At 64.4% G+C, this 13,373-nt stretch carries 11 protein-coding genes and 1 pseudogene; 6 read left to right on the top strand and 6 right to left on the bottom strand.

Annotated features, from left to right (window positions below):
- From Q427_RS08535 to pnp, 6 genes and pseudogenes are all read left to right on the top strand, one after another.
- Positions 1-481: helix-hairpin-helix domain-containing protein (locus Q427_RS08535; RefSeq protein WP_043512920.1), on the top strand; the 481-nt coding region annotated here is incomplete at its 5' end.
- A 27-nt stretch (positions 482-508) separates the two neighbouring features.
- Positions 509-3,042 (top strand): annotated as a pseudogene (infB, locus tag Q427_RS08540) (translation initiation factor IF-2).
- A gap of 18 nt (positions 3,043-3,060) precedes the next feature.
- A complete protein-coding gene (gene rbfA / locus Q427_RS08545; protein ID WP_043512924.1) occupies positions 3,061-3,516 on the top strand; it encodes a 30S ribosome-binding factor RbfA in 456 nt (151 codons plus the stop codon).
- Complete coding sequence (gene truB / locus Q427_RS08550; RefSeq protein ID WP_043512927.1) at positions 3,516-4,442, top strand: tRNA pseudouridine(55) synthase TruB; 927 nt, start codon at positions 3,516-3,518, stop codon at positions 4,440-4,442. The genes rbfA and truB overlap by 1 nt, the downstream gene beginning before the upstream one ends.
- A 91-nt stretch (positions 4,443-4,533) precedes the next feature.
- Positions 4,534-4,803, top strand: a complete 270-nt coding sequence (rpsO, locus tag Q427_RS08555) for a 30S ribosomal protein S15 (RefSeq protein ID WP_043512930.1) — start codon at positions 4,534-4,536, stop codon at positions 4,801-4,803.
- A gap of 317 nt (positions 4,804-5,120) precedes the next feature.
- Positions 5,121-7,253 carry a polyribonucleotide nucleotidyltransferase gene (gene pnp, locus Q427_RS08560; protein WP_197030555.1) on the top strand — a complete coding sequence of 711 codons (2,133 nt, stop codon included), beginning with the start codon at positions 5,121-5,123 and terminating at the stop codon, positions 7,251-7,253.
- Positions 7,254-7,613: 360 nt separating this feature from the next.
- Here the strand turns inward: pnp and Q427_RS08565 are convergent, their stop codons facing one another.
- From Q427_RS08565 to pcnB, 6 genes are all read right to left on the bottom strand, one after another.
- Positions 7,614-8,789, bottom strand: coding sequence for an acetyl-CoA C-acetyltransferase (locus tag Q427_RS08565; protein WP_043512935.1), 1,176 nt, complete (start codon positions 8,787-8,789; stop codon positions 7,614-7,616).
- A 171-nt stretch (positions 8,790-8,960) separates the two neighbouring features.
- Positions 8,961-9,341: an aspartate 1-decarboxylase gene (panD, locus tag Q427_RS08570; protein WP_043512937.1), complete on the bottom strand. Its 381-nt coding sequence runs from the start codon at positions 9,339-9,341 to the stop codon at positions 8,961-8,963.
- A gap of 52 nt (positions 9,342-9,393) precedes the next feature.
- Positions 9,394-10,242, bottom strand: coding sequence for a pantoate--beta-alanine ligase (gene panC / locus Q427_RS08575; protein WP_043512943.1), 849 nt, complete (start codon positions 10,240-10,242; stop codon positions 9,394-9,396).
- Between the two features lie 28 nt (positions 10,243-10,270).
- On the bottom strand, positions 10,271-11,062 hold the full coding sequence (gene panB / locus Q427_RS08580; protein WP_043512946.1) for a 3-methyl-2-oxobutanoate hydroxymethyltransferase: 792 nt from the start codon (positions 11,060-11,062) through the stop codon (positions 10,271-10,273).
- A 104-nt stretch (positions 11,063-11,166) separates the two neighbouring features.
- Entirely contained in the window at positions 11,167-11,667 is a 501-nt protein-coding gene (gene folK / locus Q427_RS08585) for a 2-amino-4-hydroxy-6-hydroxymethyldihydropteridine diphosphokinase (protein ID WP_043512949.1), read from the bottom strand.
- A complete protein-coding gene (gene pcnB / locus Q427_RS08590) occupies positions 11,667-13,076 on the bottom strand; it encodes a polynucleotide adenylyltransferase PcnB (protein ID WP_043512952.1) in 1,410 nt (469 codons plus the stop codon). The genes folK and pcnB overlap by 1 nt, the downstream gene beginning before the upstream one ends.
- Between the last annotated feature and the right edge of the window lie 297 nt (positions 13,077-13,373).

Here is a 13,373-nt window from a genome sequence, read left to right on the forward strand (position 1 = left end):
GATCAACGTCATGACCGAGAACGAGGCCGAAGACAAGCGAGAGCAGGAGATCGATAGCCTGGTCGAGCATTTCATTCAGCATCTGGATATCGAGGATGACCTCGCCCGGCTGCTGGTGGAGGAAGGTTTCACCACGCTGGAAGAGATCGCCTACGTGCCCCTCGAGGAAATTCTCGAGATCGAGGAGCTCGATGAGGAACTGGTGGAAGATTTGCGCGCGCGTGCCAAGGATGAACTGCTGAACCTGGCCATCGCCTCCGAAGAGGCGCTGGACGGTGCTCAGCCGGCCGACGACCTGCTGGAAATGGAGGGCATGGAGCGTCATCTGGCCTTCATTCTGGCGAGCCGCGGCATTGTCACCATGGAGGACCTCGCCGAGCAGTCCGTCGACGATCTGATGGACATCGAGGGCATGGACGAGGAGCGCGCTGCATCACTGATCATGACTGCCCGTGCGCCCTGGTTCGAGAACGAACAGTAAACGGGTCACGGGCTGAGGAGGGTCAACATGTCAGAAATGACCGTTAAAGATTTTGCAGCGAAGGTAGGGCGCGACGTCCCCCGCCTGCTGGAACAGATGAAAGAAGCCGGGCTTGAGCACAAGGCGGAGACTGATGCGGTGTCCGAGGAGGACAAGCGTCAGCTGCTCGACTATCTCACCAAGAGCCATGGTGGCGACGGTGCTGCGGGGGCCAAGAATCGCATTACCTTGACCCGCAAGACCAGGAGCCGCATCAAGACCGGCGAGCGGGGCAAGACCATCGAGGTGCAGGTGCGCAAGAAGCGCACCTACGTCAAGCGTGCCGAGGATGAGGCGCCGCCCCCCGAGCCGGCGGAGGATGCCGGTCCGCGCCAGTTGGTAGGCGACATGGCGGATTCACGGGCCAAGCGCGAAGCTCAGGATGCCGAGGACGCCAAGGAGCGTGCCGCCGAGCGCCAGGCCCGTGAAGAGGCCGCCAAGGCCGAGGCCGCAGCGCCCGCACCTACCGAACAGCCTGCCAAGCCGCCGAGGTGCCGCAGATCCCGGTCCCCGAGCTGGAGCAGTCAGAGCCTTCGGCAGAGCCCCCGGCTCCGCCCAAGGAGGGTCGCAGCGATCGTCGCACGGCGCCGCCGAAGAAGACGGCTGCCAAGAAGACGCGGGGTCGTGACGATGAGGATCGTGGCGATCGCGAGGAGCGCCGTCGCGGTGGCGCCGCCAAGAAGGCCAAGCGCTCCGAGCGCCGTGGTAGTCGTCGCGGTGGCTCGCAGGGCGGTGGCCAGCACGGTTTCCAGAAGCCAACTCAGCCTATCGTGCGCGAAGTCTCCATCCCGGAGTCGATCAGCGTTGCCGAGCTCGCCGACAAGATGTCGATCAAGGCCAACGAGGTCATCAAGGCGATGTTCACCATGGGTGCGGCGGTGACCATCAACCAGACCATCGACCAGGACACCGCGGCCATTGTGGTCGAGGAAATGGGCCACAAGCCCAAGCTGGTCAAGGACGATGCGCTGGAAACCGAAGTGCTTTCCGGCATCTCCTATGAAGGCGAAGAAATTACCCGTTCGCCGGTGGTCACGGTCATGGGGCACGTCGACCATGGCAAGACCTCGCTGCTCGACTATATCCGCAAGGCCAAGGTGGCGACCGGTGAGGCTGGCGGCATCACCCAGCATATCGGCGCCTATCACGTGGAAGACCAGCACGGCGGCGTGACCTTCCTCGACACCCCGGGCCACGCGGCGTTCACCGCCATGCGTGCACGCGGTGCCAAGGCCACCGACGTGGTCATCCTGGTGGTGGCGGCCGACGATGGCGTCATGCCCCAGACCATCGAGGCGATCGAGCACTCCAAGGCTGCCGAAGTGCCGATGGTGGTGGCGGTCAACAAGATCGACAAGGAAGGCGCGGACTTCGACCGTATCCGCAACGAGCTTTCCCAGCATGGGGTCATTTCCGAGGACTGGGGTGGCGATACGCAATTCGTCCACGTCTCGGCCAAGACCGGTGAGGGCATCGAGGAGCTGCTGGAGGCGATCCAGCTGGTGTCCGAGGTCCTCGAGCTCAAGGCGGTGCCCGAAGCGCCCGGCAAGGGTGTGGTGGTCGAGTCGCGCCTCGACAGGGGCCGCGGCCCGGTGGCCACCGTGCTGGTCCAGAACGGTACCCTGCGCAAGGGCGACATCGTCCTTGCCGGCCTGCACTACGGCCGCGTGCGTGCGCTGACCAACGAGCTCGGCCAGCAGGTCGATGCCGTGGGTCCGGCGATGCCGGTGGAGATCCAGGGTCTCGACGGTACCCCGGATGCCGGTGACGACTTCATGGTCGTGGCCGACGAGAAGAAGGCCCGCGAGGTCGCCAACTTCCGTCAGGGCAAGTACCGCGAAGTGCGCTTGGCGCGTCAGCAGAAGGCCAAGCTGGAGAACATGTTCAGCCAGATGGGCCAGGACGAGGTGGCCAAGGTCAACATCGTGCTGAAGGCCGATGTGCAGGGCTCGCTGGAAGCCATCAAGGGCGCCCTGGAAGAGCTCTCCACCGGCGAAGTCGAAGTGGCCGTGGTCTCTTCCGGCGTGGGCGGCATCACCGGTACCGATGCCAACCTGGCGCTGGCCTCCGAGGCCATCGTGGTGGGCTTCAACGTCCGTGCCGATGCGGCCGCCCGTGAGATCATCGAGCGTGAAGGCCTCGATCTGCGCTACTACAGCGTGATCTATCAGCTGATCGACGAGGTCAAGCAGGCCATGAGCGGCATGCTGGCACCGGAGTGGAAGGAAGAGATCGTCGGCGTAGCCGAGGTTCGTGACGTCTTCCGCGCACCGAAGATCGGCGCCGTGGCCGGCTGCATGGTGGTCGAGGGCAGCGTGCATCGCAACAAGAAGATCCGCGTGCTGCGCGACAACGTGGTCATCTACGAAGGCGAGCTCGAGTCCCTGCGTCGCTTCAAGGACGATGTCAACGAAGTGCGGAATGGCATGGAGTGTGGCATCGGCGTGAAGAACTACAATGACGTCCAGGTTGGCGACAAGATCGAAGTCTTCGATCAGGTCAAGGTCGAGCGGACGCTCTAACCGGCCGAGGAGTCGAGCATGCGCGAATTCAAGCGTACCGACCGTGTCGGCGATCAGCTGCAGAAGGAGCTGGCGGTGCTGATCCAGCGCGAGGTCAAGGACCCGCGCCTGGGGATGGTCACGGTGAGCGGCGTCGAGGTCAGCCGTGACCTCGGCTATGCCGACGTTCACGTGACCCTGCTGGGCGAGGAGGATCCCGAACGCATCCGGGAGAATCTCAAGGTGCTCAAGCAGGCCGCGGGTTTCCTGCGCAGCCAGGTGGCCCGGCGGATCAAGCTGCGCCACGTCCCGGAGCTGCGCTTTCATTACGATGAGAGCGTGGTGCGTGGCCAGCGGCTGTCGTCGCTGATCGACGAGGCGGTTTCTCGCGATCGTGCCCGTAACGAGGCCGAGGAAGGCGAAGCTGCCGGCAATCACGACGGCGACGTCGGTGACGGCCAGACGCGCGGCGGCAACGAGGACGAGAAGGACTGATGGCGCGTCGTCGCCGTGGTCTGCCGGTCAACGGGGTGCTGCTGCTCGACAAGCCCCAGGGGGCGTCGAGCAATCATGCCCTGCAGCGTGCCCGGCGCCTGTTCCAGGCGCAGAAGGCGGGCCACACTGGCACCCTCGATCCCATGGCGACCGGGCTGTTGCCGGTCTGCTTCGGCGAGGCGACCAAGTTTTCCTCGTTCCTGCTGGAGGCCGACAAGGTCTATCGCACCCGCGTCCAGCTGGGTGTGGTGACCGACACTGGCGATGCCGAGGGAGAAGTGGTCGAACGCCAGGCGGTGCCGGCACTGAGCGAGGCGGACATTGAGGCGGTGCTGGCGCGGTTTCGCGGCGAGATCGAACAGGTTCCGCCCATGTACTCGGCGCTCAAGCATCAGGGACGCAAGCTCTACGAACTGGCCCGCGAGGGCAAGACGGTGGAGCGTGCAGCCCGACGCGTGACGGTGTATGATGCGCGCCTTCTGGCCCACGACGGCGATGCCTTCACGCTGGAAGTGCGATGCAGCAAGGGCACCTATATCCGCACCCTGGCCGAAGACATCGGTCGGGCGCTCGGATGTGGCGCCCATATCACCGCGCTGCGGCGCCTCAAGACCGGCCCCTTCGATGCCAGCGAGATGGTGGCCTTCGATGGACTGGAGGCCCGGCCCGACCAGGCTGACCTCGAGGCAAGGCTCTTGCCGGTGGATGTGCTGGTTGCGCATCTGCCGTCCCTGGAGCTTGATGTTGAGGCCGTGACGCGGCTGCAGCACGGGCAGTCGGCCGTCGTCTCGCCGGGCGCCATGGCGCCCGGCGAGACGACAAGACTCTACCACGACGGGACCTTTGTGGGTCTCGGCGTGGTCAGGGCGACAGGGGAAATCGCCCCCCGTCGCCTGCTGAGTACCGCCACGGCGGACTCGGTGTGAGACCAGCGCCTTAGGGTGCAGGCGTGGAGACTGCAAATATGCGTGGTCTCCGACATTCATGACTCAGGCATATTGCTTACTGGAGAGACAGATGGCACTTACCGCCGAAAAGAAGGCCGAAATCGTCAATGAATTCGGTCGTGGTGACAACGACACCGGTTCCCCCGAAGTGCAGGTAGCCCTGCTCAGCGCCAACATCGACGGCCTGCAGGATCACTTCAAGACTAACAAGCAGGATCACCACTCACGTCGTGGCCTGATCCGCATGGTCAACCAGCGCCGCAAGCTGCTTGACTACCTGAAGCGCAAGGATTTCGAACGCTATCAGGCATTGATCCAGCGTCTGGGCCTGCGTCGTTAATCGACGTTTTCCAGCGCCATTGTGAACGGGCAGCCCTTGGGGCTGCCCGTTTTGCGTTTACGGCTGCCGAATCGCGAGGGACGCCGGGGGCAGGCCGAAGAGGAGGTCTTTTGCCATGGAAGGCAAAAGTAGCGCCCAGGGATGGGTTCACAGCGCCTCCTCGCAGGCCTGCCGCCGGCATAGTCCCACGAGTCGGGGAGATATATCGCGACTGCCCTGTCGAAATATCGCTAACCGGTGGCCCTCGCGCGCGTCAACCCCTAAAATAGTCGCCGAGTCAAAACGACCCAGACATCGAAAAGTTGAAGGAAACCGCCGTGAATCCGGTCAAGAAAACGTTTCAGTACGGTCGCAGCACCGTCACCCTGGAAACCGGGCGCATCGCCCGCCAGGCCAACGGTGCCGTAATGGTCACCATGGACGATACCGTGGTGCTGTGTACCGTCGTCGCCAAGAAAGAGCTCAAGCCAGGGCAGGACTTCTTCCCCCTGGCGGTGTTCTATCAGGAAAAAACCTACGCTGTCGGCAAGATCCCCGGCGGCTTCTTCAAGCGCGAGGGGCGTCCCACCGAGAAGGAGACGCTCACCTCCCGCCTGATCGATCGCCCGATTCGCCCGCTGTTCCCCAAGGGCTTCATGAACGAGGTGCAGGTGATCTGTACCGTGCTCTCCACCGACCGCAACCATGACCCGGACATCGCCGCCATGCTCGGCACCTCCGCGGCGCTGTGCATCGCCGGCGTGCCGTTCAACGGCCCCCTGGGTGCCGCGCGGGTCGGCTTCGACGAGGAGAAGGGCTACTTCCTCAACCCCACCGTGGAGGAGCTCGCCAACTCCGAGCTGAACATGGTCGTCGCCGGTACCGAGAAAGCGGTGCTGATGGTGGAGTCAGAGGCCAAGGAACTGCTCGAGGACGAGATGCTGGGCGCCGTGCTCTATGGCCATCAGGAGATGCAGGTCGCCATCAAGGCCATCGAGGAGCTGGCAGCCGAGGCCGGCAAGCCGAAGTGGGACTGGCAGCCGCCCGCCGAGAACACGCCCCTCAAGGAAGCCGTTGCGCAGGGCTTCGAAGCCAAGGTGGGCGAGGCCTACCGTGTCACCGACAAGATGGCTCGTCAGGACGCCCTGTCGGCACTCAAGGCCGAGGCCGTCGAGCAGCTCGCCGGTGAAGAGGAAGGCAAGTTCGATGCCGACGAGGTCAAGGGTGCCTTCGCCGCGCTGGAGAAGCGGGTGGTGCGCTCCCGCGTGGTCAAGGGTGAGCCGCGTATCGACGGTCGCGACCAGAAGACCGTGCGTCCGCTGAATATCGAAGTGGGTAGTCTGCCCAAGACCCATGGTTCGTCGATCTTCACCCGCGGCGAGACCCAGGCGATCGTCATCGCCACCCTGGGTACCCTGCGCGATGCCCAGCTGATCGAGTCGCTGGAGGGTGAGCGCAAGGATCGCTTCATGCTGCACTACAACTTCCCCCCCTATTGCGTGGGTGAAGCCGGCTTCATGGGCGGGCCCAAGCGTCGCGAAATCGGCCACGGCCGCCTGGCCCGTCGCAGCATCGAGGCCATGCTGCCTTCGTCCGAGGATTTCCCCTACACCATCCGTGTGGTCTCCGAGATCACCGAGTCCAACGGCTCGAGCTCCATGGCATCCGTGTGCGGTTCCTCACTGGCACTTATGGACGCCGGCGTGCCGATGAAGGCACCGGTGGCGGGCATCGCCATGGGCCTGGTCAAGGATGCCGACGGCTTTGCCGTGTTGACCGATATCCTGGGCGACGAGGATCACCTGGGCGACATGGACTTCAAGGTGGCCGGTTCGGCGGCCGGTGTGACCGCCCTGCAGATGGATATCAAGATCGAGGGGATCAACGAGGAGATCATGGAGGTCGCCCTGCAGCAGGCCAATGAGGCCCGCCTGCATATCCTCCAGCAGATGAACGACGTGATCGCCCAGAGCCGTGCCGAGGTGTCCGAGAACGCCCCCTCCATGGCCACCATCAAGATCGATCCGGACAAGATCCGCGACGTCATCGGCAAGGGCGGTGCCACCATTCGCAAGATCTGCGAAGACACCGGCGCCTCCATCGATCTCGACGACGATGGTACCGTGCGCATCTATGCCGAGGACAAGGCGGCGGCCAAGAAGGCCATCGATACCGTACTGGCGATCACCGCCGAGGCGGAAATCGGTAAGCTCTACCGTGGCAAGGTGGTACGTATCGCCGACTTCGGTGCCTTCATCAACATCATGCCGGGGACCGACGGCCTGGTTCACATCTCGCAGATCGTGCCCGAGCGGGTCAACGACGTCCGCGACTTCCTCAACGAGGGAGACGAGGTCATCGTCAAGGTGCTCGATATCGACAACCGCAACCGGGTGAAGCTCTCCATCAAGGAGATCACCTCGGAAGAGAAGGCCGCCTTCGAAGCGGCGGAAGCCGAACCTGTCGTCTGAGACAGCCAGGGTTCCAACCAAAACCGCCCCCATGGCCTGGCCATGGGGGCGGTTTTTTTGGTTCTTCAGCACCGTCGGCTGAGAAAGCATCTGTAGGAGCGCTGGTTCCCATCGCGACTGGCGCCGCCAGGCGCCTCGGCGGAGACTGCGGCGCCAGTTATACCGCCAACATAGGCAACACCGCCGGGAGGCTTTCAGCCTCCAGTCGTGAGCTAAAGCTACTCCTACAGCTGCGTGGCACCGCTGGTGGAAAGAGGCGCTGTAGGAGCGCTCGGTTCGGCGCTCCGAGTTCCCATCGCGACTGGCGCCGCCAGGCGCCTCGGCGGAGACTGCGGCGCCGCTCATGCGGTGGACGCGCGCTTACCTCTCGATGGCGAGTGCCACCCCCTGCCCACCACCGATACACAGGGTCGCCAGGCCCTTCTTGGCGTCGCGGGCGATCATCTCGTGCAGCAGGGTCACCAGCACGCGGCAGCCGGAGGCGCCGATGGGGTGGCCAAGGGCAATGGCGCCGCCGTTGACGTTGACCTTGGAGACATCCCAGCCCAGCTCCTTGTTCACCGACAGGGCCTGGGCGGCAAAGGCTTCGTTGGCCTCGACCAGGTCGAGGTCGTCCAGCGACCAGCCGGCCTTCTCCAGGCAGAGGCGGGTGGCCGGTGCCGGGCCGATGCCCATGATGGCCGGGTCGACGCCGGCGTTGGAGTAGGCGGCGATGCGAGCGAGAGGCTCCAGGCCCAACTGCTTGGCCTTCTCGGCGGAGCAGATCATCACTACGGCGGCACCGTCGTTGAGCGCGGAGGCGTTACCGGCGGTGATGGTGCCATCCTTCTTGAAGGCGGGGCGCATGCCACCGAGCTTGTCAGCGCTCACTTCGCGCGGGTTCTCGTCGGTGTCGAAGACCACCGGGTCGCCCTTGCGCTGGGGAATCTCTACCGGCACGATCTGGCTCTTGAACTTGCCATCGCGAATGGCGGCGGCGGCCTTCTGCTGGGAAGCCGCGGCGAACTCATCCATCTGCTCGCGGGTGATCTCGTACTTCTCGGCCAGATTTTCGGCGGTGATACCCATGTGGTAGTTGTTGAAGGCATCCCACAGGCCGTCGTGGACCATGGTATCGATGGCTTTCCAATCGCCCATGCGCTGGCCGTTGCGCGAATTGGGCAGCACGTGCGGAGATGCCGACATGTTCTCCTGGCCACCGGCGAGGATCAGCTCGGCGTCACCGCAGCGGATCGCCTGGGTGGCAAGGTGCAGCGCCTTGAGGCCCGAACCACAGACCTTGTTGATGGTCATGGCCGGCACGGTGTCGGGCAGGCCGGCCTTGATGGCAGCCTGGCGAGCGGGGTTCTGGCCCACGCCGGCGGTCAGGACCTGACCCAGGAGAACTTCATCGACCTGGTCTCCGGAAACGCCGGTGCTGGCGAGGATGTCCTTGATCACCAGAGCACCCAGGTCGCTGGCGGGAATGCCGGCCAGAGAGCCACCGAAGGCCCCCACGGCGGTACGGCGGGCGGCAACGATCACCACATCTTGCATAAGAAACACTCCTGAAATCGGTCGCAGACGGTAGCCCTGTCAGCATAGGCGACGCTTGTGCGCTGCGGCAATGCCCCAATAGGGTGAAATTCGTCAGTCAGCGTCCCTGTTCCATGCCGCAGCCCATGGGATCGTGGCCGGCGAGCAGCCCGCGGAGGGTGCGGCTGCTCATCAGGCGAGCTGAACGGGGATGGCGTTGCTGGTGTGGCTGACGTCGTTGCCTTCCTTCAGATAGACCAGCGCCGGCTGATGATTGTCCAGTTCGGCCTCGCTGTAGTGGGCATAGCTGCAGATGATCACGCGGTCCCCGGGGCCGGCCAGGTGGGCGGCTGCACCGTTGATGGAGATGACCTGGGAGCCTTCCTCGGCGCGGATGGCGTAGGTGGTGAAGCGCTGGCCGTTTTCCACGTTATAGATCTGGATCTGCTCGTTCTCGCGGATACCGGACAGGTCCAGCAGGTCACCGTCAATGGCACAGGAGCCTTCATAGTTGAGTACGGCATGGGTGACGCGAGCCATGTGGAGCTTGGCCTTGAGCATGATGGTGTACATGGAAGCAGCTTCCTCCGGAATACGGTGCACAGGGCGCACATTGAATGCCGCCTTAGCGCGGCAGGGTCAGGGTCAGGTTGTCGATCAGGCGAGTCGGGCCCAGGCGGGCGGCGGCGAGGAGCACGACGTCGCGGCTAGTCTCGGTGACAGGCGCCAGGTCATGGGTGCGCAGCTCAAGGTAGTCCGGCTCGAAACCGCTTTCCCGCAGCCGGGCCAGGCCCGCCTCCAGGCTGGTGGCGACGGGTTCGCCGGCCTCCAGGGCGTCGCGCAGCTCGCAGAGCGTCCGGTATAGTCGGGGCGCGGTGGCGCGCTGGTCGGGGTCGAGGTAGCCGTTGCGGGAGGAGAGTGCCAGGCCATCTTCGGCACGCACGATGGGTACGCCGACGATCTCGACGGGGAAGTGGAGGTCTTCCACCAGCTTGCGAATCACCGCCAGCTGCTGGTAGTCCTTTTCACCGAAGCAGGCCGTGTCGGGCTGCACCAGATTGAACAGGATGCTCACCACGGTAGAGACGCCGTCGAAGTGGCCGGGTCTTGCGCCGCCACAGAGCCCCTCGCTGACGGCGGGCACACAGACCCGGGTCTGCTCCTCGAGACCGCGGGGGTAGAGCATGGTCGTGTCGGGGGCAAACAGCAGGTCGCAGCCCGCCTCCTCGAGCTTGGCCTGGTCGTCGGCCAGGCTGCGAGGGTAGGCATCCAGGTCCTCGCTGGGGCCGAACTGAAGCGGGTTGACGAAGATCGTCGCCACCACCACGTCGGCGTGGCGGCGGGCTGCCTCCACCAGGGCGAGGTGGCCGGCGTGAAGGCTGCCCATGGTCGGAACCAGGGCGATACGCTGGCCGCGTCGGCGGTATCCACCAAGGGTTTCGCGCAGCTCAGGGATGTCTCTCAGGGTACGCATCAGGGGCTCCAGGGGATCGCGAGGGGTGCTAGAAGCTGTGCTCCTCGGCCGGGAAGCGGCGCGCCTTGACGTCCTCGTGATAGCGACGGAAGGCGTCAGGGATGTCGTCGGCCTCCGCCATGAAGTTCTTGACGAAGCGCGGCACGCGGCCGTGGGTCACGCCCAACACGTCATGCATCACCAGTATCTGGCCATCGGTATCGGAGCCGGCGCCGATGCCGATCACCGGGACGTCCAGCGCCTCGGTGATGGCACGGCCGAGGCTGGCCGGTACGCACTCCAGCAGTATCACCGAGGCGCCGGCTGCCACGAGGGTGCGGGCATCCTCGAGGATCTGTGTGGCGCGTTCGGTGTCACGGCCCTGTACTTTGTAGCCGCCGAGCTGATAGACGGTCTGTGGGGTCAGCCCCAGGTGGGCGCACACGGGCACCCCCCGGCGTGTCAGCTCGCGAATGCCATCGGCCATCCAGGCCTCGCCTTCCATCTTGACCAGTTCGGCACCGGCCCGCATCAGCGCACCGGCATCCTGAAGCAGACGCTCCTGGCTGGAGTTGCTCATGAAAGGGAGGTCGACCATCAGCAGGCTTGGGCCCTTGCCACGTGCCACGCAGCGGGTGTGGTAGCAGATGTCGTCCAGGGTGACCGGAAGAGTGCTGGCATGACCCTGCAGGACCATGCCCAGGGAATCACCGACCAGCAGCACTTCGATGCCGGCCTCGGACGCGCTCCGGGCAAAGGAGGCGTCATAGGCCGTCAGGCAACTGAAGGTTTCGCCTGCGCGCTTATGGGCCTGTAGCGTGCTCAGGGTGACGGTTTTCATGGCGTGCTCTCATGTTGTCCTCGGGTCGGCGCGGCGTTCTCCGCACCGCCTTTCACTGCGCGTGATTGTTACCAGAATGCGGGCGCAGTGTCGATAGGTAACACTTATCTTGGGTGGTCGGGTAACACTCTGATCAGGTCCGGTGACCTCAGTGGCTCGGCCAGAGTGGTGATGCTTCGGCCATCGGGTAGGGTCAGCGCTGGCGCCAGTTCGGCGAGGGGAACCATGACGAAGGGCCGCGCGCTCATTTCGGGGTGGGGGACGCGCAGCCGCGGCGTCTCAATGACCCGTTTTCCGAACAATAGCAGGTCCAGGTCCAGGGTGCGGGGGCCCCAGTGGCGTCGGCGAACGCGTCGATGGCGCTGTTCCAGTGCCTGAAGTTGATCGAGCAGGGCCAGCGGTGAAAGGCGCGTCGCCAGATGGGCCACGGCATTGATGTAGTCGGGTTGGTCCTGGGGCCCGACGGGACGGCTGGCATAGAGGCTTGAAACGCCTACCCGTTGAGTCAACGGCAGCGCGCCGAGGGTCTCGAGCGCCCGGTTCACCTGTGATGCGGGGTCGTCAAGATTGCTGCCGAGCCCCACATAGACGTCAACCGGGAGCATCACGGGTTATCGGGGGGAGCACTACGCCGGCGTCGCTTGCGGGGCCGGCGTCGCTTGGGGCGATCCCCAGGCGTGGCGGTGGCACTGGCGCCGGCCTTCTCCAGCAGGCGCAGCTGTTCGTGCTCATCGCCCTCCTGGTAGGCGGTCCACCAGTCGCCGAGTCCGGGTTCTAGCTCGCCGGACGTTTCCCGCAGCAGCAGGAAATCGTAGGCGGCGCGAAAGCGCGGGTGCTCACGGGTCTGCAGTGCTCGTTTGCCGCGACGCTGGGGCAGGCGTAGCTGCAGGTCCCAGATGTCGCGCATCGGCATGCTGAAGCGCTTGGGAATCGAAATGTGCTTCAGCTGGCGCGACAGCACCTGCTGGGACGCCAGCTGCAGGGCGGGCACGGGTGGCATGCCCTCTTTCTCCAGAGCCGCCTGGCGCAGCTGTACGGGCCCCCACAGCAGTGCCGCAAACAGGAAGGCCGGCGTTACCGGGCGCTCTTCGCGGATACGCTTGTCGGTGCTGGCGAGGGCTGCCTCGATCAGGCCAGTGGCCCAGGTCAGCTCGGCCATGGCTTCTTCCGTCTCGGGGAACAGCATGGGGAAGAGGCCATAGTGGCGAAGCATGTGGAAGGTTTCGACCCCGTGGCCAGCCATGAACAGCTTGAGTATCTCGTCAAACAGCCTGGCGGGGGGGATCTGCAGCAGCAGGTGGGCCTGCTCCTGGATCGGCGCCTCGGAGCCTGGCGCGATATTGAAGTCGAGCTTGGCGGCGAAGCGGATGGCGCGCAGCATGCGCACCGGGTCCTCCCGGTAGCGTGTCGTCGGATCGCCGATCATGCGCAGGGTGCGGGTCTCGATGTCGCGAGCACCGCTGGCGAAGTCGTGGATCGAGAAGTCGGCGATGCTGTAGTAGAGCGCATTGATGGTGAAGTCGCGACGTATCGCATCTTCCTGAATATTGCCCCAGACATTATCGCGAAGCAGCAGGCCGTGCTCGGACTGCTGGGCGAGATGGTCGCCATGGTCGTCGTTGGGTCTGCCCCGGAAGGTGGTGACCTCGATGACTTCACGGCCGAAGCGCACATGCACGATGCGAAAGCGGCGGCCGATGATCCGCGAGTTGCGGAACAGCTCGCGTACCTGCTCCGGCGTGGCATCGGTGGCGACATCGAAGTCCTTGGGCATCCTGCCGAGGAGCGAGTCGCGAATGCAGCCGCCGACCAGGTAGGCTTCATAGCCGGCGTTATGCAGGCGGTAGAGTACCTTGAGCGCCGACTCACTGAAGTGCTGGCGCGATACGGGGTGCTCGCTACGGGGAATGATCCGCGGGCCGGCCAGTTCGCCGGCGGCAGAATCCTCGGGGCCGAAGAGTGACCTGAGGTGCTCGCCAGGGCTCTGCAGAAAGCGGGTAAATCCTTTGAACATGCGGCGATATCGACTCGCAGTTTGCGAAAGTTGTTGAGTGTAGTCGACCAGCGACACCTTGCAAAGCGGTGCGCCAAATCCCTGTGCAGCCCAACAGCAAAAGAGGAGGCCGGTTGGCCTCCTCTGACAAGCTGAAAATGCTGCGTCCATGCGGCTGTTTCTTCTTCGTGATGGCACATCGCCTTGAATACGCACCACAGTCACCAAGATTTCACAGGCAAGCAGTGTTGTTGTGATTGTTGATGTTCCTGGTTGCGACCGCCTCGTATTCAAAACAATAATCCAACCACGACGGCA

Source organism: Halomonas sp. BC04 (assembly GCF_000568385.1).

Excerpts from the sequence above, each read along its gene's own strand:
- rbfA (WP_043512924.1), top strand. The coding sequence starts at position 3,061 with ATGCGCGAATTCAAGCGTACCGACCGTGTCGGCGATCAGCTGCAGAAG.
- truB (WP_043512927.1), top strand. The coding sequence starts at position 3,516 with ATGGCGCGTCGTCGCCGTGGTCTGCCGGTCAACGGGGTGCTGCTGCTC.
- rpsO (WP_043512930.1), top strand. The coding sequence starts at position 4,534 with ATGGCACTTACCGCCGAAAAGAAGGCCGAAATCGTCAATGAATTCGGT.
- Q427_RS08565 (WP_043512935.1), bottom strand. The coding sequence starts at position 8,789 with ATGCAAGATGTGGTGATCGTTGCCGCCCGCCGTACCGCCGTGGGGGCC.
- panD (WP_043512937.1), bottom strand. The coding sequence starts at position 9,341 with ATGTACACCATCATGCTCAAGGCCAAGCTCCACATGGCTCGCGTCACC.
- panC (WP_043512943.1), bottom strand. The coding sequence starts at position 10,242 with ATGCGTACCCTGAGAGACATCCCTGAGCTGCGCGAAACCCTTGGTGGA.
- panB (WP_043512946.1), bottom strand. The coding sequence starts at position 11,062 with ATGAAAACCGTCACCCTGAGCACGCTACAGGCCCATAAGCGCGCAGGC.
- folK (WP_043512949.1), bottom strand. The coding sequence starts at position 11,667 with ATGCTCCCGGTTGACGTCTATGTGGGGCTCGGCAGCAATCTTGACGAC.
- pcnB (WP_043512952.1), bottom strand. The coding sequence starts at position 13,076 with ATGTTCAAAGGATTTACCCGCTTTCTGCAGAGCCCTGGCGAGCACCTC.